Genomic DNA, 22,419 nt, shown 5'->3' with positions numbered 1-22,419 from the left:
ATGTGAAACCAGTAACGCTATACGATGTCGCAGAGTATGCCGGTGTCTCTTATCAGACCGTTTCCCGCGTGGTAAATCAGGCCAGCCACGTTTCTGCGAAAACGCGGGAAAAAGTGGAAGCGGCAATGGCGGAGCTGAATTACATTCCCAACCGCGTGGCACAACAACTGGCGGGCAAACAGTCGTTGCTGATTGGCGTTGCTACCTCCAGCCTGGCCCTGCACGCGCCGTCACAAATTGTCGCGGCGATTAAATCCCGCGCTGACCAACTGGGTGCCAGCGTGGTGGTGTCGATGGTAGAACGAAGCGGCGTCGATGCCTGTAAAGCGGCGGTACACAATCTTCTCGCGCAACGCGTTAGCGGTCTGATCATCAACTATCCGCTGGATGAACAAGATGCCATTGCGGTGGAAGCCGCCTGTGGTAACGTGCCAGCGTTATTCCTTGATGTCTCTGACCAGGCCCCCATCAACAGTATTATTTTCTCCCATGAAGACGGTACGCGGCTTGGCGTGGAGCATTTGGTCGCATTAGGTCACCAGCAAATCGCGCTGTTAGCGGGCCCATTAAGTTCTGTCTCCGCGCGTCTGCGTCTGGCGGGCTGGCACAAATATCTCAAACACCATCAAATTCAGCCAATAGCGGAACTGGAAGGCGACTGGAGCGCCATGTCCGGTTTTCAACAAACCATGCAGATGCTGAATGAGGGCGTTATTCCCACCGCGATGCTGGTTGCCAACGATCAGATGGCGTTGGGCGCAATGCGCGCCATTACCGAGTTCGGGCTGCGCGTCGGCGCGGATATCTCGGTAGTGGGATACGACGATACCGAAGACAGCTCGTGTTATATCCCGCCGTTAACCACCATCAAACAGGATTTTCGTCTGCTGGGGAAAACCAGCGTAGACCGCTTGCTGCAACTCTCTCAGGGGCAGGCGGTGAAGGGAAATCAGCTACTGCCCGTCTCACTGGTGAAAAGAAAAACCACCCTGCCACCCAATACGCAAACCGCCTCTCCCCGCGCGTTGGCCGATTCATTAATGCAGCTGGCAAGGCAAATTTCCCGTCTGGAAAGCGGACAGTGAGCGCAACGCAATTAATGTGAGTCAGCTCACTCATTAGGCCCCCCAGGCTTTACACTCTATGCGTCAGGCTCGTATGTTGTGTGAAATTGTGAGCGGATAACAATTTCACACAGGATACAGCTATGACCATGATTACGGATTCACTGGCCGTCGTATTACAACGTCGTGACTGGGAAAACCCTGGCGTTACCCAACTTAATCGCCTTGCGGCGCATCCCCCTTTCGCCAGCTGGCGTAATAGCGAAGAAGCCCGCGCCGATCGCCCTTCCCGACAGTTGCGCAGCCTGAATGGTGAGTGGCAATTTGCCTGGTTTCCGGCACCAGAAGCGGTGCCGGAAAGCTGGCTCGAGAGCGATCTTCCTGACGCCGATACTGTCGTCGTCCCCTCAAACTGGCAGATGCACGGTTACGACGCGCCCATCTACACCAACGTGACCTATCCCATTGCGGTCAATCCGCCATTTGTTCCCGCAGAAAATCCGACAGGCTGTTACTCGCTCACATTTAATGTTGATGAAAGCTGGCTACAGGAAGGCCAGACGCGAATTATTTTTGATGGCGTTAACTCGGCGTTTCATCTGTGGTGCAACGGGCGCTGGGTCGGTTACGGCCAGGACAGTCGTTTGCCGTCTGAATTTGACCTGAGCGAATTTTTACGCGCCGGAGAAAACCGCCTCGCGGTGATGGTGCTGCGCTGGAGTGACGGTAGCTATCTGGAAGATCAGGATATGTGGCGAATGAGCGGCATTTTCCGTGACGTCTCGTTGCTGCACAAACCAACCACGCAAATCAGCGATTTCCATGTTGCCACTCACTTTAATGATGATTTCAGCCGCGCTGTACTGGAGGCAGAAGTTCAGATGTACGGCGAACTGTGCGATGAGCTGCGGATAACAGTTTCTTTATGGCAGGGTGAAACGCAGGTCGCCAGCGGCACCGCGCCTTTCGGCGGTGAAATTATCGATGAGCGTGGTGGTTATTGCGATCGCGTCACGCTACGTCTGAACGTCGAAAACCCGGCGCTGTGGAGCGCCGAAATCCCGAATCTCTATCGTGCGGTGGTTGAACTGCACACCGCCGACGGCACGCTGATTGAAGCAGAAGCCTGCGATGTCGGTTTCCGCGAGGTGCGGATTGAAAATGGCCTGCTGCTGCTGAACGGCAAGCCGTTGCTGATTCGCGGCGTTAACCGTCACGAGCATCATCCTCTGCATGGTCAGGTCATGGATGAGCAGACGATGGTGCAGGATATCCAGCTGATGAAGCAGAACAACTTTAACGCCGTGCGCTGTTCGCATTATCCGAACCATCCGCTGTGGTACACGCTGTGCGACCGCTATGGCCTGTATGTGGTGGATGAAGCCAATATTGAAACCCACGGCATGGTGCCGATGAATCGACTGACGGATGATCCGCGCTGGTTACCTGCGATGAGCGAACGCGTAACGCGGATGGTGCAGCGCGATCGTAATCACCCGAGCGTAATCATCTGGTCGCTGGGGAATGAATCAGGCCACGGCGCTAATCACGACGCGCTGTATCGCTGGATCAAATCTGTCGATCCTTCCCGCCCGGTACAGTATGAAGGCGGCGGGGCCGACACCACGGCCACCGATATTATTTGCCCGATGTACGCGCGCGTGGATGAAGACCAGCCCTTCCCGGCTGTGCCGAAATGGTCCATCAAAAAATGGCTTTCGCTGCCTGGAGAGACGCGCCCGCTGATCCTTTGCGAATATGCCCACGCGATGGGTAACAGTCTTGGCGGCTTCGCTAAATACTGGCAGGCGTTTCGTCAGTACCCCCGTTTACAGGGCGGCTTTGTCTGGGACTGGGTGGATCAGTCGCTGATTAAATATGATGAAAACGGAAACCCGTGGTCGGCTTACGGCGGTGATTTTGGCGATACGCCAAACGATCGCCAGTTCTGCATGAACGGTCTGGTCTTTGCCGACCGCACGCCGCATCCGACGCTGACGGAAGCAAAACACCAGCAGCAGTTTTTCCAGTTCCGTTTATCCGGGCGAACCATCGAAGTGACCAGCGAATACCTGTTCCGTCATAGCGATAACGAGCTACTGCACTGGTCGGTGGCACTGGATGGCAAGCCACTGGCAAGTAGCGAAGTGCCTCTGGATGTCGCCCCACAAGGTAAACAGTTGATTGAACTGCCTGAACTACCGCAGCCGGAGAGCGCCGGGCAACTCTGGCTCACAGTACGCGTAGTGCAACCGAACGCGACCGCATGGTCAGAAGCCGGACACATCAGCGCCTGGCAACAATGGCGACTGGCGGAAAACCTCAGCGTGACACTCCCCTACGCGTCCCACGCCATCCCGCAACTGACCACCAGCGAAACGGATTTTTGCATCGAGCTGGGTAATAAGCGTTGGCAATTTAACCGCCAGTCAGGCTTTCTTTCACAGATGTGGATTGGCGATGAAAAACAACTGCTGACGCCGCTGCGCGATCAGTTCACCCGTGCGCCGCTGGATAACGACATTGGCGTAAGTGAAGCAACGCGTATTGATCCGAACGCCTGGGTCGAACGCTGGAAGGCGGCGGGCCATTACCAGGCCGAAGCGGCGTTGTTGCAGTGCTCGGCAGATACACTTGCCGACGCGGTGCTGATTACGACCGCCCACGCGTGGCAGCATCAGGGGAAAACCTTATTTATCAGCCGGAAAACTTACCGGATTGATGGACACGGTGAGATGGTCATCAGTGTGGATGTTGAAGTGGCGAGCGATACGCCGCATCCGGCGCGGATTGGCCTGACCTGCCAGCTGGCGCAGGTAGCAGAGCGGGTAAACTGGCTCGGATTAGGGCCGCAAGAAAACTATCCCGACCGCCTTACTGCAGCCTGTTTTGACCGCTGGGATCTGCCATTGTCAGACATGTATACCCCGTACGTTTTCCCGAGCGAAAACGGTCTGCGCTGCGGGACGCGCGAATTGAATTATGGCCCACACCAGTGGCGCGGCGACTTCCAGTTCAATATCAGCCGCTACAGCCAACAACAACTGATGGCAACCAGTCATCGCCATCTGCTGCACGCGGAAGAAGGCACCTGGCTGAATATCGACGGTTTCCATATGGGGATTGGTGGCGACGACTCCTGGAGCCCGTCAGTGTCGGCAGAATTTCAACTGAGCGCAGGTCGCTATCATTACCAGTTGATCTGGTGCCAAAAATAATAATAACCGGGCAGGCTATGTCTGCCCGTATTTAGCGTAAGGAAATCCATTATGTTCTATTTAAAAAACACAAACTTTTGGATGTTCGGCTTATTCTTTTTCTTTTACTTTTTTATCATGGGTGCCTATTTCCCGTTTTTCCCGATTTGGCTACATGACATCAACCATATCAGCAAAAGTGATACCGGAATAATTTTTGCCGCTATTTCTCTGTTCTCCCTGTTATTTCAACCACTGTTTGGTCTGCTTTCTGACAAACTCGGGCTGCGCAAATACCTGCTATGGATTATTACCGGCATGTTAGTGATGTTTGCGCCGTTCTTTATTTTTATCTTCGGCCCGCTGTTACAGTACAACATTTTAGTAGGGTCGATTGTTGGTGGTATTTATCTTGGCTTTTGTTTTAACGCCGGTGCGCCAGCAGTAGAGGCATTTATCGAGAAAGTCAGCCGTCGCAGTAATTTCGAATTTGGTCGCGCGCGGATGTTTGGCTGTGTTGGCTGGGCGCTGTGTGCCTCGATTGTCGGCATCATGTTCACCATCAATAACCAGTTTGTTTTCTGGCTGGGTTCTGGCTGTGCGCTCATCCTCGCCGTTTTGCTCTTTTTTGCCAGAACGGATGCCCCTTCTTCCGCCACGGTTGCCAATGCCGTAGGCGCCAACCATTCGGCTTTTAGCCTTAAGCTGGCGCTGGAATTGTTCAGACAGCCCAAACTGTGGTTTTTGTCGCTGTATGTTATTGGCGTTTCCTGTACCTACGATGTTTTTGACCAACAGTTTGCTAATTTCTTTACTTCGTTTTTTACCTCCAGTGAACAGGGTACGCGGGTATTTGGCTACGTAACGACAATGGGCGAATTACTTAACGCCTCGATTATGTTCTTTGCGCCGCTGATTATTAATCGCATCGGTGGGAAAAACGCCCTGCTGCTGGCTGGCACTATTATGTCTGTACGCATTATTGGCTCATCGTTCGCCACCTCAGCGCTGGAAGTGGTTATTCTGAAAACGCTGCATATGTTTGAAGTACCGTTCCTGCTGGTGGGCTGCTTTAAATATATTACCAGCCAGTTTGAAGTGCGTTTTTCAGCGACGATTTATCTGGTCTGTTTCTGCTTCTTTAAGCAGCTGGCGATGATTTTTATGTCTGTACTGGCGGGCAATATGTATGAAAGCATCGGTTTCCAGGGCGCTTATCTGGTGCTGGGTCTGGTGGCACTGGGCTTCACCTTGATTTCCGTGTTCACACTTAGCGGCCCCGGTCCGCTTTCCCTGCTGCGTCGCCAGGTGAATGAAGTCGCTTAAGCAATTAATGTCGGATGCGGCGCGAGCGCCTTATCCGACCAACATATCAGGACGGAATGATCAAAATGAACATGCCAATGACCGAAAGAATAAAAGCAGGCAAGCTATTTACCGATATGTGCGAAGGCTTACCTGAAAAAAGACTTCGTGGGAAAACGTTAATGTATGAGTTTAATCACTCGCATCCATCAGAAGTTGAAAAAAGGGAAAGCCTGATTAAAGAAATGTTTGCCACGGTAGGAGAAAACGCCTGGGTAGAACCTCCCGTCTATTTTTCTTATGGTTCCAACATCCATATAGGCCGCAATTTTTACGCAAATTTCAATTTAACCATTGTCGATGACTACACGGTAACAATCGGTGATAACGTACTGATTGCACCCAACGTTACTCTTTCCGTTACGGGACACCCTGTACACCATGAATTGAGAAAAATCGGAGAGATGTACTCTTTTCCGATAACGATTGGCAATAATGTCTGGATCGGGAGTCATGTGGTCATTAATCCAGGCGTCACCATCGGGGATAATTCTGTTATTGGCGCGGGTAGTGTCGTCACAAAAGACATTCCACCAAACGTCGTGGCTGCTGGCGTTCCTTGTCGGGTTATTCGCGAAATAAACGACCGGGATAAGCAATATTATTACAAAGATTACAAAGTTGAATCGTCACTTTAAATTATAAAAATTGCCTGATACGCTTCGCTTATCAGGCCTACAAATTCAGTGATCTACGTAGGCCGCATCCGGCATGAACAAAGCGCAGGAACAAGCGTCTCATCATGCCTCTTTGACCCACAGCTGCGGAAAACGTGCTGGTGCAAAGCGCAGGGTTATGATCATCAGCCCAACGACGCATAGCGCATGAAACGCCCAGTCCATCAGGTAATTGCCACTGATACTACGCAGCACGCCAGAAAACCAGGGGGCAAGCCCGGCAATGACAAAACCAATCCCCTGCATAAACGCCACTAACTTGCCAGCAATAGCCGGTTGCACAGAGTGGTCGAGCGCCAGCAGCAAACAGAGCGGAAACGCGCCGCCCAGACCTAAACCACACACCATCGCCCACAATACCGGCAATTGCAGCGGCAGCCAGATAAAGCCGCAGAAACCCACCAGTTGTAACACCAGCGCCAGCATTAACAGTTTGCGTCGGTCCTGATGGCGAGCCATAGCAGGCATTAGCAATGCTCCTGCGGCTTGCCCAAGCGTCATCAACGCCAGCAAGGAACCGCTGTACTGCGCGCTGGCACCAATCTCAATATAGAAAGCGGGTAACCAGGCAATCAGGCTAGCGTAACCACCGTTAATCAGACCGAAGTAAAGGCCCAGCGTCCACGCGCGGGGAGTGAATACCACGCGAACCGGAGTGGTTGTTGTCTTGTGAGAAGAGGCGACCTCGCGGGCGCTTTGCCACCACCAGGCAAAGAGCGCAACAACGGCAGGCAGCGCCCACCAGGCGAGTGTTTGATACCAGGTTTCGCTGTGATGAACTAACCAGGGCGTCAGGGCGGCACCAAGTCCACCGCCGCCCATCAGAGCCGCGGACCACAGCCCCATCACCAGTGGCGTGCGCTGCTGAAACCGCCGTTTAATCACCGAAGGCATCACCGCCTGAATGATACCGATCCCCACCCCACCAAGCAGTGCGCTGCTAAGCAGCAGCGCACTTTGGGGGTAAAGCTCACGCATCAATGCACCGACGGCAATCAGCAACAAACTGATGGCGACGCTGCGACGTTCGCTGACATGCTGATGAAGCCAGCTTCCGGCCAGTGCCAGCCCGCCCATGGTGACCACCGGCAGAGCGGTCAACAGGGCAGCCACGCTAAAGCTCATTCCGCTCGCCTGGCGCAATTGCGGTAGCAGTGGCCCGACGGAGGTGAGCAGTGGTCGCATATTAAGACCAATCAGCACCAGAACCAACAGCATCGTGAACGTCTTTTGATGGTCGCGCATGACTGTCAGAACGGTTTGGTCGGCAGATATTTACCATCTAAGGTGATGACCGCACGTTCGCCACCTTCCGGGTCCGCCACTTTCTTAACGTCGAGTTTGAAGTTAATCGCGCTGATAATGCCATCGCCAAACTTCTCATGAACCAACGCTTTCAGGGTTGTGCCGTACACCTGCAACATTTCATAGAAACGATACATCGTTGGGTCGGTTGGAATACGGTCATCAATGCAGCCACGCAGTGGCACAGTTTGTAATAACAGAATGGCGTCTTCGTCGAGATCCAGTTTCGCCCCGACCAGGCGGGCGGCGTCGGCAGGAAGCGCCTGCTGACCCAGCAAAGCCGCGGTTACGAAGGCTTCTGCCAGACCGGTGCCATCGGCAATCTCGGCAAATGAGAGATCTTTTTTAGCTTTGCTGAGCAAAATGGCATCGGCAAGATCAAGACGAATATTGCGGTTAATTTGCGACTGAATCATGGTGGATCTCCTGATGGTTTAAAAATAAGGTTACGCTGCGGTCGGTTGGCGTAGCGGTATGGCACAAACGCGAGGATTAGCTGCCAGTGGCACAAACTGGCGGGTTGCGCCGTCAAAAGCTGCGATGCTGCCGCTTTCAATGTCGTAGACCCAGCCGTGCAGGGCGATCCGCCCCTCTTCGAGCGCCAGGCGCACCGATGGATGAGTTTGCAAATTAGCCAACTGAGCAATGACGTTTTCACGTACCATCGCCGCAGCTTTTGACGGTAAATCGGGATGCGGGCGCGCCTCATTAACGACGCGGGCAGAATCGGCATAACGCAGCCAGTGGGAGACGGCAGGCATATGGTCCATGCACTGACAGCTGGCAATGGCGGTCATCGCGCCACAGTTGGAATGACCACAAATCACAATGTCAGATACCCGAAGCGCAGCGACGGCATACTCCACCGAAGCAGAAACGCCACCGGGTTCCGGCCCGTAGGAAGGGACGATATTGCCCGCATTGCGAATAACGAACAGATCGCCGGGCTCACGTTGCGTCACCAGCTCAGGGACCAGACGGCTATCGGAGCATGAGATAAAAAGTGTGCGCGGGCTTTGCTGTGTCGCCAGCTGTTTAAACAAGGCTTCCCGCTCAGGAAATGCCTCGCGCTGGAATTTAAGGAATCCATCAATAATCTCTTTCACCGTTAACCTCTGTCTGTCTCTGGAATGAGAGGCAGACTACTCGCCGATTGTCATAAGGTAAAAGACTCATTTATGATGAGTTCTATTGGATTTACTTATAGGTTGGCGAATGCTCTCTCGACATATCAATTACTTTCTTGCCGTGGCTGAACATGGCAGCTTCACCCGTGCCGCCAGTGCGTTGCACGTCTCCCAGCCTGCGCTTTCCCAGCAGATTCGCCAGTTAGAGGAGAGTTTAGGCGTGCCGCTGTTTGACCGTAGCGGGCGAACGATTCGTCTCACTGATGCGGGGGAAGTCTGGCGACAGTACGCCAGCCGGGCGTTACAGGAACTGGGGGCGGGTAAACGGGCGATTCATGATGTTGCCGATCTGACGCGAGGATCGCTGCGTATCGCCGTCACCCCCACCTTTACGAGCTACTTTATCGGCCCCTTAATGGCGGATTTCTATGCGCGCTACCCCGGCATCACGCTCCAGCTACAGGAAATGTCGCAGGAGAAAATCGAAGATATGCTTTGTCGCGACGAGCTGGACGTTGGGATTGCCTTCGCGCCTGTGCATTCGCCGGAGCTGGGGGCAATTCCTTTACTGACAGAAAGTTTAGCGTTGGTGGTGGCGAAACATCATCCGCTGGCTGACCAGGAACAGGTGGCATTGAGTCGCTTGCATGATGAAAAACTGGTGCTGCTCAGCGCGGAATTTGCCACCAGAGAGCAAATTGACCACTACTGCGAGAAAGCGGGGCTGCATCCACAGGTGGTGATAGAGGCGAACTCAATTAGCGCGGTTCTGGAGCTGATTCGCCGCACTTCTCTTTCCACCTTGCTGCCTGCGGCGATTGCCACACAACATGATGGGCTTAAAGCGATTTCTCTTGCCCCGCCACTACTGGAGAGAACGGCGGTTTTGTTGCGGCGGAAAAATAGCTGGCAGACAGCCGCCGTGAAGGCATTTTTGCACATGGCGTTGGAAGAATACGCGGATGTTGGCGGGAATGAATCACGGTAGCCACTGACACAGGTCAGCGGCTGGAATTGCCTGATGCGCTACGCTTATCAGGCCTACGAGTTCAGTGCAAGGCGTTCACGCCGCATCCGGGCATAAACTACAGCTGGCAGACAGCCGCCGCGAAGGCATTTTTGCACATGGCGTTGGATGAATACGCGGATGTTGGCGGGAATGAATCACGGTAGCCGCTGACACAGGTCAGCGGCTGGAATTGCCTGATGCGCTACGCTTATCAGGCCTACGAGTTCAGTGCAAGGCGTTCACGCCGCATCCGGCATAAACTACGCTCGCTGTAACCCAGTCGATTATCGTTTGTAATCGATGGCTTCTGGCTGCTCCAGATACACGGTGGTTTGTGCCGGTTGTGTACTGGCGATCACTTTACCGCCACGTACCGAATAACGTACCGGAACCTGACGGCGCAGCGCGTCAAACCCATTTTCAGCCGGCAGGATAATCAGGTTAGCGCTGTTTCCGGCGGCAATGCCGTAATCCTGCAAATTCAACGTTCTGGCGCTATGGTGAGTGATTAAATTCAGGCCATCGTTAATCTGCCCGTAGCCCATCAACTGACAAACATGCAGCCCCATATGCAGCACTTGCAGCATATTCGCCGTTCCCAGCGGATACCACGGATCGAAGACATCATCGTGACCAAAGCAGACGTTAATGCCGGACTCCAGCATCTCTTTAACGCGCGTGATGCCGCGACGTTTTGGATACGTATCGAAACGTCCTTGCAGATGAATATTGACCAGCGGGTTGGCGACAAAGTTAATACCGGACATTTTCAGCAAGCGGAACAGGCGTGAGGTATACGCCCCGTTATAGGAGTGCATTGCCGTGGTGTGGCTGGCGGTGACTCGCGCCCCCATGCCTTCACGGTGCGCCAGGGCGGCAACGGTTTCGACAAAGCGCGACTGTTCGTCATCAATCTCGTCACAGTGAACGTCGATGAGACGGTCGTATTTTTGCGCCAGGGCGAAGGTTTTATGCAGCGACTCCACGCCGTATTCACGGGTAAATTCAAAATGCGGAATCGCCCCAACAACGTCTGCCCCTAAGCGTAACGCCTCTTCCAGCAACGCTTCACCGTTGGGATACGACAAAATCCCTTCCTGCGGGAAAGCGACGATTTGCAGATCAATCCACGGCGCGACTTCCTGCTTCACTTCCAGCATTGCTTTCAGCGCAGTCAGGGTTGCATCCGAAACATCGACATGGGTACGCACATGCTGAATGCCGTTGGCAATCTGCCATTTCAGCGTTTGCCAGGCGCGTTGTTTCACATCGTCATGAGTTAATAACGCTTTGCGCTCGGCCCAGCGTTCAATACCTTCAAACAGCGTGCCGGACTGATTCCAGTTCGGTTGCCCGGCGGTTTGCGTGGTGTCCAGGTGAATATGCGGCTCCACAAACGGCGGTAAAACTAAACCTTGTTCGGCATCCAGGCTGTTTTCAGTTATGGGCATCACACCGGATTGCGCGTCAATGGCGCTGATTTTTCCGTCCTGCAGATGAATCTGCCACAGCCCCTCTTTGCCGGGTAACCTGGCGTTAATAATTGTTTGTAAAGCGTTATTCGACACTGTTAGCCTCCACATGCGTCATTGCAGCTGTCGTTTTACGATTCAAAATCGGGTTAAGGATCAGATAGCTCAGCGCGCCACCTAATACCGCGTTGACCGGAACAATTCCCGGTAACCAGTGGCCTGCGGCAATCCCCAGCGCGACAGCCAGAATCGCCACCCAATTGACACTCATCATACGCGTGGTCGCAAAGTGCTCATAGCGGCGACGGTTCATCAGATAGTCAGCGATAATCACGCCGCCCACTGGAGGAATAGCTGCCGAAAGGAAGGTCAGCCAGCCGACAAAATTGTTATACAGCCATAATGCGCAGACCGTACCGATAATACCGTTAATCACCGAAAGGGTTTTGCTCGACATACCGGTAATGTTGGCGAAACCTAAACCCGACGCATACAGCGCGTTATCGTTGGTGGTCCAGATATTCAGCCCCAGCACCACAATCGCAGGCAGCAGCAGGCCCTGAGCAATCATCACATCAGAGATATCTGCCATGCCCAGTGCCGCAGCGCCCGCTGCACCGAAAATAAACATCAACGAGTTGCCGAGGAAAAAGGCCACCATCGCCACCAGCACCGCCAGTTTGGCATTGCGACCAAAGCGGACAAAATCAGCGGTGAGCGTACCCGCACTGATAAATGACCCCACAACCAGCGCCAGCGCGACATTGAAATCTAACGGTTGTGCGGGAACGACCGCTTTTAATGCGTCCAGGCCGCCCATGCCGTTAACGGCCAGCCACACGGAATAACCGCCAAGGCAGGCGATAGCCGGAACCGCAATCACCGAAAGAACCGTCAGCGCCGAAATGCCAAAGAAGACGGTGACGGTCATCAGTAAACCGGAGACGGCAATCAGCAAATTAATATCCAGCCCGGTTGCCTTGCCCACCGGAATGGCAAACATCGCCACGCCAACGCCAAACCAGCCAACCTGGGTGCCTCCCAGCAGCAGTGAAGGCAGCCATGAGCCTTTAACACCAAACGAGAAACGAGCAAGAAGATGAGTGGTCAGGCCGGTTTTTGCGCCAATGTAACCAAGAAATGAAGTGTAAATACCGAGGAGAAGATTACCGATGAGGACTGCGAGGAAGAAATCATGATAGCTAAGACCGGTTCCGAGAGTGCCGCCGGTCCACATACTGGCGGAAAAGAAGGTTAATCCCAGCATGACGAACGTCAATGCCAATACCCCTTTCCGCGCCGACTGCGGGACTGGCCCCTGGCTAAAGTTGTTATCTTGCGACACGAAATTCCTCCGTTTGCTGTTTGAAACCCAAAAAATCCGCCGCATTCTATTCATCTGAAGATAAAAAGCAATCGTTTTCGTGGGGAAATATATTTTTTATATGAATGAGTGCAAAAAGGTGGGGGAAAACTTATCTGTGTAAAAACAGTGGGTAGGCATGATAAGACGCGTCAGCGTCGCATCAGGCATCTGCGCACGGTGTCGGATGCGCCACACGACGCATCCGACAATACCTTACTCTTCCATCGCCTGGCGGATCTGATCCAACGACGCAGGATCATCAATGGTCGTCAGATCCCCAGGATCGCGTCCTTCGCAAATCGCCTGGATCGTGCGCCGCAGCATTTTTCCGGATCGCGTTTTGGGTAATTGCGAGACAAACCAGACGTGCGCCGGGCGGCCAAAGTTGCCAATCTGGCTGTCCACTAGCGCCATAATCGCCTTCTCTTGCGAGTGCGCCACCTCGCGGTCATCCAGACTGTCGCTCTCTTTCGGAATGACAAACGCCACCGCTACCTGCCCTTTCAGCGCATCTTTCACCCCAACCACCGCCACTTCGGCAACGCCCGGATGACTGGAGATACTCTCCTCAATCTCACGCGTCCCCAGCCGATGCCCGGCAACGTTAATCACGTCATCAGTGCGCCCGAGAATAAAGTGATAACCGTCAGCATCGCGGATGCCCCAGTCAAAGGTGGCGTACACCGGGCGGGAAAACAACGACCAGTAAGTCTTCACAAAGCGGTCGTCGTCGCCCCAGATGGTTTGAATACAGCCCGGCGGCAGCGGCCCTTCCACCACCAGCATTCCTTTCTCATTGACGCCGCACGGTTCGCCGGTGACTTCATTGAGCAACTGCACGTTGTAGCCATACATCGGCACACCAGGGCTTCCCAGACGCGTCGGCCTGTCATCCAGACCGCGAGCAATCGCCATAATCGGCCAGCCGGATTCGGTCTGCCAGTAGTTGTCGATGACCGGCACATCCAGCGTATTGCTCACCCAACTGGCGGTCGGCTCGTCCAGCGGTTCTCCAGCCAGATAGAGCACTTCCAGCGACGAGAGATCGTGTTTGCGAATTTCGGCGGTAGGGAATTTTTTCAGCACGCGAATAGCGGTCGGCGCTGAGAACATGCGGCTAACCTGATATTTCTCGACGATTTTCCACCACACACCGCAGTCCGGCCAGGTCGGCAATCCTTCGTAAACAATGGTCGCCATCCCCGCCAACAGCGGCGCGTAGACGATATACGAATGCCCAACCACCCAGCCGATATCCGAGGCGCAAAAGAACACGCCGCCCGCTTTGCCGCCAAAAATGGTGTCCATCGAGGTCGCCAGCGCCACCGCATAACCGCCGACGTCACGCTGCACGCCTTTAGGTTTGCCGGTCGTGCCGGAGGTGTAGAGAATGCAGGAGGTTTCGTTGGATTCCAGCCACGCCACCGGCACCCGCGCGCCGATGTGTTGATGGCGCAACGACGCGAAATCGACATCCCGCCCACTAACACGCGGCATTTTCGCCAGCCCGCGATCCACCAGCAAAACGTGGCGCGGCTGATGCTGTGCCTGACTTATCGCATCGTCGAGCAATTTTTTATAGGGAATGATTTTGCCACCGCGCGCTCCGGCATCTGCCGAGACAATCAGCACCGGTTTAGCGTCATCAATTCGCGCCGCCACGCTGTGCGAAGCAAATCCACCAAACACCACCGAGTGAATAGCACCAATGCGCGCGCAGGCCAGCAGGGTAATATGCGCTTCGGCAATCATCGGCATATATACCAGCACCCGATCGCCACGCTGCACCCCCAGCGAGCGCAGCATTGAGGCCACCGCGTTTACTTCGTCATGCAGCTGGCGAAAGGTAAAGGTGCGCTCTTCTTCTGTTTCCGAAGAGACGGCAATCAATGCCAGCGCCTCTGGCTGTTTCTCCAGCCAGCGATCGATAGCGTTGTGGCACAAGTTGGTTCGGCCTTCACAAAACCAACGGGCAAACGGCGGATTGCTGTGATCGAGCGTTTGCGTAAAGGGCGTCTGCCAGTCAATACGCCGGGCCTGCTCGGCCCAGAACTGCTCCGGTTCGTTAATCGAACGCTGATAAAATTCGCTAAAAGACATAATGCTCTCCTGTTGAACTTACGCCTTACCGCCGTTTACTTAAATGACGTACAGGTCGAGATACTCATTGACCGGCATCTGTTCGAGGCGAGTTCTGTCGAGAGAAACCTCCAGAATGCGCTGCTGCTGGCGAGTCGGGAACTGGCGCGCGAGGTTAATTTTGAATTTATCAACCAGTTTCGGAATGCCGTCCTGGCGGCGACGAGCATGACCAATTGGGTACTCCACCACCACTTCTTCAAAGCGCGTGCCGTCAGTGAACTCAAGGGTTATGGCATTGGCGATGGCGCGTTTTTCCGGGTCGTGGTAGTCAGCGGTAAACGCCGGATCTTCAAAGCAATTGATCTTCTCGCGCAGAGCGTCGATGCGTTTATCTTGCGCAACCTTATCTTCGTAATCTGCCGCCGTTAAGCGCCCGAATAGCAGCGGGATCGCCACCATGTACTGAATGCAGTGATCGCGATCCGCCGGGTTATTGAGCGGCCCTTTTTTGTCGATAATGCGAATACAGGCTTCGTGGGTGCGAATGGTCACTTTTTCGATATCCGCCGCCGTTTTGCCTGCTGCCTGCATCTGTTCATAGAGCGTCATCGCCGCTTCAACGGCCGTCTGGGAGTGGAACTCCGCCGGGAAGGAGATTTTGAACAGCACATTTTCCATGACGTAAGAACCGTACGGGCGCTGGAAGCGGAACGACTCGCCTTTAAAGGAGACGTCGTAGAAGCCCCACACCGGCGCGGTCAGGGCTGACGGATAACCCATTTCGCCCGTTTTCGCCATCAGTGCCAGACGTACCGCGCGGGAAGTGGCATCGCCCGCCGCCCAGGATTTACGCGTGCCGGTATTCGGCGCATGGCGATAGGTGCGCAGTGACTGACCGTCCACCCACGCCAGCGAAACGGCGTTGAGAATTTCCTCGCGGGTCAGGCCGAGCATTTCGGCAACCACGGCGGTGGAAGCCACTTTCACTAACAGAACGTGGTCGAGACCGACGCGATTAAAGGAGTTTTCCAGCGCAATGCAGCCCTGAATTTCATGGGCTTTAATCATTCCGGTCAGCACCTGTTTCATGGTTAACGGGGCTTTGCCGCTGGCGACTGCGTTACGTGAAAGCCAGTCTGCCGTTGCCAGAATGCCGCCGAGGTTGTCGGAAGGATGGCCCCACTCCGCCGCCAGCCAGGTATCGTTGAAATCGAGCCAGCGGATCATCGCGCCAATGTTAAATGCCGCCTGGACGGGGTCGAGCTGGAACTGAGTTCCGGGGACGCGCACGCCGTTAGGTACAACGGTGCCGGGGACAATTGGCCCCAGCAGTTTTTTGCAGGCCGGGTATTCAAGGGCTTCAAGACCGCAGCCGAGAGTGTCGAGCAGGCAGTAATGAGCGGTGTCGTAGGCCACTCTGGAGCTGATTTCGTAGTTCATCACGTAATCGACGATATCAACGATTTCACGGTCGAATTCCGGGCGAATGTTGTTGATTTGAGCTGACATTGGGTACGTTTCCTTATTGTTATTCGTAGAGGTTTACTGGCGCTTATCCAGCGCGACAAACGGGCGGTCTTCCGGTCCAACGTAATTGGCGGAAGGACGGATAATTTTGTTGTCCTGACGTTGTTCGATAATGTGCGCCGCCCAGCCGGTGACGCGGGCGATAACAAACAGTGGTGTGAACATCTCAGTGGGAACACCCATCATGTTGTAGGAAACAGCGGAGAACCAGTCGAGATTGGGGAACATCTTTTTCGTCTCCCACATCACCGTTTCCAGACGATCGGCGATGTTGTACATCTTCAGCGAGCCGCCTTCCTGCGAGAGCTGCTTCGCCACGCGTTTGATCACCTGATGACGCGGGTCGGCGATGGTGTAAACCGGATGTCCAAAACCAATGACCACTTCTTTGTTTTCCACGCGCTTGCGGATATCTGCTTCGGCTTCGTCCGGCGTTTCATAGCGTTGTTGGATCTCCAGCGACACTTCATTCGCCCCGCCGTGTTTCGGCCCGCGCAATGCGCCAATCGCGCCAATAATCGCGGAATACATATCCGAGCCAGTACCCGCAATCACCCGGCTGGTAAAGGTGGAGGCGTTAAACTCGTGCTCGGCGTACAGCACCAGCGAAATTTGCATCGCCTTTTCCCAGCTTTGCGACGGCTTTTCGCCGTGCAGCAGATGCAGGAAGTGACCGCCGATGGAGTCGTCATCGGTTTCCGGCTGGATGCGTTCGCCGTTGTGGCTGTAGTGATACCAGTAGAGAAGAATCGAGCTCAGCGACGCCAACAGTTTGTCGGCTATATCCCGCGCGCCAGAGACGGTGTGCCCCTCTTTTTCTGGCAGCGTGCAACCGAGCGCGGAAACGCCGGTGCGCATGACATCCATCGGGTGCGACGCCGCTGGTAAGGCTTCCAGCACAGTACGCACGTTAGCCGGTAAACCGCGCAGGGCTTTTAGTTTCGTTTTGTAGGCGGCGAGTTCGTCACGGGTCGGCAGTTTGCCGTGGATCAGCAGATGCGCCACTTCTTCAAATTCGCAATGTTCCGCGAGATCAAGAATATCGTAGCCACGGTAATGCAGGTCGTTGCCGCTTTTACCCACGGTGCAGAGCGCCGTATTGCCCGCCGGAACGCCGGAAAGTGCCACAGATTTTTTCGGTTTAATGACATGGGTACTGTTTTGCAGGATCGTTGTGTCGCTCATATTGTCCTCGTCATTTGTAGGGTCGAGATATTTTTCGTTGTGTTTTATTTCGCCTGATTACGGGCAAACAGGTCGTCGAGCTTCTCTTCGTACTGGTAGTAGTTGATGCTTTCGTACAGCTCGTTGCGGGTCTGCATGGTGTCGATGACGCTTTTCTGCGTGCCTTCCTGGCGCAGGACGTTGTAGACATGTTCGGCGGCGCGGTTCATGGCGCGAAACGCTGAAAGCGGATACAGCGCCATCGCGACATGAGCGCTGCGTAATTCGTCGGTGGTAAACAGCGGCGTGGCACCAAATTCGGTAATGTTGGCGAGGATCGGCACCTGCACCGCATCGGCAAACTGGCGGTACATGGCGAGTTCGGTAATCGCCTCCGGGAACAACATCTCGGCACCGGCTTCAACGTAGGCCTGCGCGCGTTCGATCGCGGCATCCAGTCCTTCAACCGCCAGCGCATCGGTGCGCGCCATGATCACAAAATCAGGATCGGTTTTCGCATCCACCGCCGCGCGGATCCGATCCACCATCTCCTCTTTCGAGACGATCGCCTTGTTCGGACGATGACCGCAGCGTTTCGCGCCAACCTGATCTTCAATATGCAATCCTGCCGCACCGGCTTTAATCATCGATTTCACAGTGCGGGCGACGTTAAAAGCCGAAGAGCCAAAACCGATATCCGCATCCACCAGCAGCGGCAGCGAACAAACGTCGGTGATACGACGAATATCGGTCAGCACATCATCAAGGGTAGAAATACCGAGATCGGGCAGCCCCAGTGAACCTGCCGCCACGCCACCGCCGGAGAGATAAATCGCCTGATACCCGGCACGCTGTGCCAGCAGCGCATGGTTAGCGTTAATGGTGCCGACAATTTGCAACGGGGTTTCTTTGCTTAGTGCAGCGCGAAACGCTTTACCTGGAGAGTGTAGAGACATAGCCCATCCTTTGTTATCAACTTGTTATTTGCGTTGATAAAGACAAAGCAAGGGGTGTGCCACAATTGCCTGAATAAAATTAAATGTTTTATTTCAATTTGTTAGAGATAAACTCATGAAATAATCCGCAAATATGCGTTTCAGTTAACGTTTCAGACAATGTTTCACTGCATTTCATTGCAACAATTATGAAACAAGACTAAACCCAATACTCTGTTTCTTAACTTTGCGGTGCGCTATGGCACATCCACCACGGCTGAATGACGACAAACCGGTTATCTGGACGGTATCGGTGACGCGGCTGTTCGAGTTATTTCGCGATATCAGCCTCGAGTTTGATCACCTGGCGAACATTACCCCTATCCAGCTTGGCTTTGAAAAAGCGGTGACCTACATCCGCAAGAAACTGGCAAACGAACGCTGCGACGCCATCATCGCAGCTGGCTCTAACGGCGCGTACCTGAAAAGCCGCCTGTCAGTGCCAGTTATTTTGATTAAACCGAGCGGCTACGATGTGTTACAGGCACTGGCAAAAGCCGGAAAACTCACCTCTTCTATCGGCGTTGTCACCTATCAGGAAACTATTCCGGCGCTGGTGGCGTTTCAAAAAACCTTTAATTTGCGCCTCGACCAACGTAGCTACATTACCGAAGAAGATGCGCGCGGGCAGATTAACGAGCTGAAAGCCAACGGCACCGAAGCGGTGGTCGGCGCAGGGCTGATTACCGATCTGGCAGAAGAAGCCGGAATGACCGGAATTTTTATCTATTCCGCCGCCACCGTGCGCCAGGCGTTCAGCGATGCGCTGGATATGACGCGCATGTCGTTACGCCATAACACTCACGATGCCACCCGTAACGCCCTGCGTACTCGTTACGTGCTGGGCGATATGCTCGGTCAATCACCACAGATGGAACAGGTACGGCAGACTATTTTGCTGTATGCCCGTTCCAGTGCAGCGGTGTTGATTGAGGGGGAAACGGGAACGGGCAAAGAGTTGGCGGCCCAGGCGATTCATCGGGAATATTTTGCCCGCCACGATGCGCGACAGGGCAAACAGTCGCATCCGTTTGTTGCCGTCAACTGCGGGGCGATTGCCGAATCGCTGCTGGAAGCGGAGCTGTTTGGCTATGAGGAAGGGGCGTTTACCGGCTCGCGACGCGGAGGTCGCGCCGGGCTGTTTGAAATCGCCCACGGCGGCACGCTGTTTCTGGATGAGATAGGCGAAATGCCTCTACCATTGCAGACTCGCCTGTTACGAGTGCTGGAAGAAAAAGAGGTCACCCGCGTTGGCGGGCATCAGCCGATTCCGGTGGATGTACGGGTCATTAGCGCCACTCACTGCAATCTGGAAGAAGATATGCAGCAAGGGCAGTTTCGCCGTGATCTGTTTTATCGGCTGAGTATTTTGCGTCTGCAATTACCGCCACTGCGTGAGCGAGTGGCGGATATTCTGCCGCTGGCAGAGAGCTTTTTGAAAGTGTCTCTGGCAGCGCTCTCCGCCCCGTTTTCTGCCGCATTACGCCAGGGGTTACAGGCAAGCGAAACTGTGCTGTTGCGCTACGACTGGCCGGGCAATATTCGTGAACTGCGTAATATGATGGAGCGACTGGCGCTGTTTTTAAGTGTGGAACCGACGCCAGATTTAACGCCGCAATTTTTGCAGCAATTATTGCCAGAGCTGACACAAAAATCGGGTAACGTCATCGCCCCACCCTTGCTGACACCACTACAGGCACTGGACAAATTTAATGGTGATAAAACAGCAGCAGCGAATTATTTAGGCATCAGCCGGACGACGTTCTGGCGGCGGCTAAAAAATTAAATTGCCGGATGCGGCGTTAACGCCTTATCCGGCCGACAAAAACATGAATTTCAATATATTCCGTTCACCGATAGACGTGCGCATCGGGTTTGTTTACATGAGCTTCAGAATTACTTCTTCTTATAAAGATCTGCCGTGCCGTGGATCTTATTGTCAGTCTGACCGGAGGTCAGAACCAACACATCCGCACCTTTTTCATCCGCTTTTTTGATCAGATCTTCTTTTGCATCTGCGGTCGACATTTCATTACTGGTTGAAATATCACCTATTTTTTCATATTGCGATTCAACTTTTTCAAATTCCGCTTTGGTCATCAATTCAGCGGCATAGACATTTGTGACAACAAAAGCTAACGCACCAACTAAGAGCTTAGTTCCAGTTTTCATCGATGAACTCCATAATGTGTGATTGGCCAATGCCCTGAAGCTAACAGTCATCATCAGGGTTGATTAATAAGTAGTTCAGCGGTTAGGAAAAATCTATAGGAAAAGAGAATATATTTGTATTTTTCTCAACGATAGCCACATTCTCCCTGTTGTTTAATAACGCTTACTACAATTATCTCAGGTGTTCCTTAAATTAATTTTCATAAAAATCTCAAATTCCTTCATTCGCTAAAATCCAATATAAAATTCACATGAACCACATTACTTTTCTGAACAAGAAACCACCAACCATATATTGATGTGATTCCCATACTTTTTCTTTATTTCACTTACATAAAGTTTAGGATTATTAGATGTATTTTTTCTAAACGACATAAAAAAACCCGCATTAACACAACTTACAAACCACTAAAACCAATCAATGCAATGAACAACTAACACTTTAATAAATTTATTACACCTAATATTACATATATTCTTATTTAGTAACTTGCATGTTTGTGCCTGACAAGGCTTCAGGAAGAAAACAGTGCAATAAAAAACATCTTGCCATTTAATTTTTAAGGATAAAAGTGAGTGATATGAAACCAGCAAAAAAAAGCTTATCGACACGGGCGATAGCCATTTCTACCATATTATTTACGCCAGTATCCTTGGCTATTACCCCACCTACAAATTCAGATAGTAATGTTATCATTAATAATAATGAAGAGATAAAACTCATTGCGTCAGAAGGCTACGATCCCGGATGGGAGCATTTTAACTCATTGAAAGTAGGTGAAGACTCTAATGGTTCATTACTCATTGATAATCTTTCACTTACCACTTCATCAGCCAGCATTGGTAATAATGCTGAAGGCTCCATCACTTTAACAAACCATACCAACTGGCAGTTCGACACCCCTACCTCCAATATTTTTTTAGGCACTAACGAAGGCTCCGGTACGTTATACGTGTTAGAAGGTAGTAAGATAAGTGGCCTGCAATCAATAAGAGTTGGTGAGTTTTATGGTGACGCCAGGGGGACGTTGGTTATTGATGGGGAAAGCTCATCAGTCACCTCTAACATTGCTATTGTTGGCGATCAGGGAACAGGGAAAGTATCTGTTACTAACGGCGGTACACTCACTTCCCTGACTCAACTGAATATTGGGTATGTTGACGCCCATTCTTCTCTGTCAGCTAACCAGAGTAGTTATGGAGAAGTTCAGGTCGCCGATAAAAATTCAACAGTGAATGCCCCAAATATACTTCTTGGCGGATATAACACATCTTCTACTTCTGATACTACCGGAGTTCTCACTGTCAGCAACGATGGTGTAATCAATGCGAATTCATATATCTGGGTTGGTGTCTCCTCTAACGGAACAGGAATATTAAATATTGGAGGTGCGCAAGGTGAGGCTGCGCAACCTGCTGGTTCAATTAATACTCCCCGAATTTATTTAGGGGGGACAAATGCGTCAACCACTTCAATATTAAACTTTAATCACACCAACGCTGATTTTGTTCTGACCTCATACATAGACGGTAAAGGCCAGGTTAACCAGGTAGGTTCCGGGACAACCACATTATCCGGCGCGAATATCTATACCGGTAATACTTATATTAGCAACGGAAGTCTGCGCGCTGGCACGGTTGATACCTTCAGCCCAAACTCCGATTATATCGTCGACAGTGAAGGCCATCTCGATTTAAACACTTATTCGCAAACATTAAATACTCTGGCGCTGGCTGGAACAGCAACGTTGTCTTCGTATGAACAGGGTCACGAGTTCACGCCGACCACACTGACCATTAACGGCAACTATGCTGCCAATGATGGCCTGTTAGTCATGCATACTGTATTAGGCGATGATAATTCCGCAACGGATAAGCTCATCGTAAAAGGGGATAC

16 protein-coding genes and 1 pseudogene are annotated in these 22,419 nt (G+C 52.8%); 7 read left to right on the top strand and 10 right to left on the bottom strand.

Going from position 1 to position 22,419, the window contains the following annotated elements; genetic code table 11:
• Positions 1-2: 2 nt before the first annotated feature.
• The 4 genes from lacI (at position 3) to lacA (ending at position 6,264) form a co-directional block, all read left to right on the top strand.
• A complete protein-coding gene (gene lacI, locus FEK43_RS13240) occupies positions 3-1,085 on the top strand; it encodes a DNA-binding transcriptional repressor LacI (protein ID WP_135406123.1) in 1,083 nt (360 codons plus the stop codon).
• A gap of 122 nt (positions 1,086-1,207) precedes the next feature.
• Positions 1,208-4,282, top strand: a complete 3,075-nt coding sequence (lacZ, locus tag FEK43_RS13235) for a beta-galactosidase (RefSeq protein ID WP_135406122.1) — start codon at positions 1,208-1,210, stop codon at positions 4,280-4,282.
• 51 nt (positions 4,283-4,333) lie between these two features.
• Entirely contained in the window at positions 4,334-5,587 is a 1,254-nt protein-coding gene (gene lacY / locus FEK43_RS13230; protein ID WP_130223311.1) for a lactose permease, read from the top strand.
• A 65-nt stretch (positions 5,588-5,652) separates the two neighbouring features.
• The gene (gene lacA / locus FEK43_RS13225) at positions 5,653-6,264 is read left to right on the top strand and encodes a galactoside O-acetyltransferase (RefSeq protein WP_135406131.1); all 612 of its coding nucleotides are present in this window, start codon (positions 5,653-5,655) and stop codon (positions 6,262-6,264) included.
• A gap of 102 nt (positions 6,265-6,366) precedes the next feature.
• Here lacA and cynX read toward each other — a convergent pair whose 3' ends face one another.
• Genes cynX through cynT form a run of 3 tightly spaced genes read right to left on the bottom strand, consistent with a single transcriptional unit; the run spans position 6,367 to position 8,714 of the window.
• Positions 6,367-7,548, bottom strand: coding sequence for a cyanate transporter CynX (cynX, locus tag FEK43_RS13220; RefSeq protein WP_135406121.1), 1,182 nt, complete (start codon positions 7,546-7,548; stop codon positions 6,367-6,369).
• A gap of 5 nt (positions 7,549-7,553) precedes the next feature.
• Positions 7,554-8,024, bottom strand: a complete 471-nt coding sequence (gene cynS / locus FEK43_RS13215) for a cyanase (RefSeq protein WP_130206125.1) — start codon at positions 8,022-8,024, stop codon at positions 7,554-7,556.
• A gap of 30 nt (positions 8,025-8,054) precedes the next feature.
• Positions 8,055-8,714 (bottom strand): carbonic anhydrase CynT, encoded by a 660-nt coding sequence (gene cynT / locus FEK43_RS13210; RefSeq protein ID WP_130206123.1) that lies wholly within the window; start codon positions 8,712-8,714, stop codon positions 8,055-8,057.
• Positions 8,715-8,823: 109 nt separating this feature from the next.
• Here cynT and cynR point away from each other — a divergent pair, with 109 nt between their 5' ends.
• The gene (cynR, locus tag FEK43_RS13205; protein ID WP_135406130.1) at positions 8,824-9,723 is read left to right on the top strand and encodes a transcriptional regulator CynR; all 900 of its coding nucleotides are present in this window, start codon (positions 8,824-8,826) and stop codon (positions 9,721-9,723) included.
• 305 nt (positions 9,724-10,028) lie between these two features.
• Here cynR and codA read toward each other — a convergent pair whose 3' ends face one another.
• From codA to prpB, 6 genes are all read right to left on the bottom strand, one after another.
• Positions 10,029-11,312 carry a cytosine/isoguanine deaminase gene (codA, locus tag FEK43_RS13200; protein ID WP_130260344.1) on the bottom strand — a complete coding sequence of 428 codons (1,284 nt, stop codon included), beginning with the start codon at positions 11,310-11,312 and terminating at the stop codon, positions 10,029-10,031.
• Positions 11,302-12,561, bottom strand: coding sequence for a cytosine permease (codB, locus tag FEK43_RS13195; protein ID WP_000076233.1), 1,260 nt, complete (start codon positions 12,559-12,561; stop codon positions 11,302-11,304). Before codB ends, codA begins: the two co-directional genes overlap by 11 nt.
• 234 nt (positions 12,562-12,795) lie before the next feature.
• The gene (gene prpE / locus FEK43_RS13190) at positions 12,796-14,682 is read right to left on the bottom strand and encodes a propionate--CoA ligase (protein WP_130260345.1); all 1,887 of its coding nucleotides are present in this window, start codon (positions 14,680-14,682) and stop codon (positions 12,796-12,798) included.
• A gap of 39 nt (positions 14,683-14,721) precedes the next feature.
• Positions 14,722-16,173 carry a 2-methylcitrate dehydratase gene (gene prpD / locus FEK43_RS13185; RefSeq protein WP_001275897.1) on the bottom strand — a complete coding sequence of 484 codons (1,452 nt, stop codon included), beginning with the start codon at positions 16,171-16,173 and terminating at the stop codon, positions 14,722-14,724.
• Positions 16,174-16,206: 33 nt separating this feature from the next.
• Entirely contained in the window at positions 16,207-17,376 is a 1,170-nt protein-coding gene (gene prpC / locus FEK43_RS13180; RefSeq protein ID WP_130206117.1) for a 2-methylcitrate synthase, read from the bottom strand.
• 44 nt (positions 17,377-17,420) lie between these two features.
• Positions 17,421-18,311 carry a methylisocitrate lyase gene (gene prpB / locus FEK43_RS13175; RefSeq protein WP_000052185.1) on the bottom strand — a complete coding sequence of 297 codons (891 nt, stop codon included), beginning with the start codon at positions 18,309-18,311 and terminating at the stop codon, positions 17,421-17,423.
• Between the two features lie 238 nt (positions 18,312-18,549).
• Between prpB and prpR the strand changes: the two genes are divergently transcribed.
• Positions 18,550-20,136, top strand: a complete 1,587-nt coding sequence (gene prpR, locus FEK43_RS13170; RefSeq protein WP_135406120.1) for a propionate catabolism operon regulatory protein PrpR — start codon at positions 18,550-18,552, stop codon at positions 20,134-20,136.
• A 110-nt stretch (positions 20,137-20,246) separates the two neighbouring features.
• Here prpR and yahO read toward each other — a convergent pair whose 3' ends face one another.
• On the bottom strand, positions 20,247-20,522 hold the full coding sequence (gene yahO, locus FEK43_RS13165) for a DUF1471 family periplasmic protein YahO (protein ID WP_130206111.1): 276 nt from the start codon (positions 20,520-20,522) through the stop codon (positions 20,247-20,249).
• 581 nt (positions 20,523-21,103) lie between these two features.
• Between yahO and FEK43_RS13160 the strand changes: the two are divergent.
• Positions 21,104-22,419: pseudogene (locus FEK43_RS13160) on the top strand (autotransporter outer membrane beta-barrel domain-containing protein); the annotation flags it as partial.

Source organism: Escherichia sp. E2562 (genome assembly GCF_005781075.1).
Classification (GTDB): Bacteria; Pseudomonadota; Gammaproteobacteria; order Enterobacterales; family Enterobacteriaceae; genus Escherichia.
This window is presented reverse-complemented; position numbering and strand designations above follow the sequence as displayed.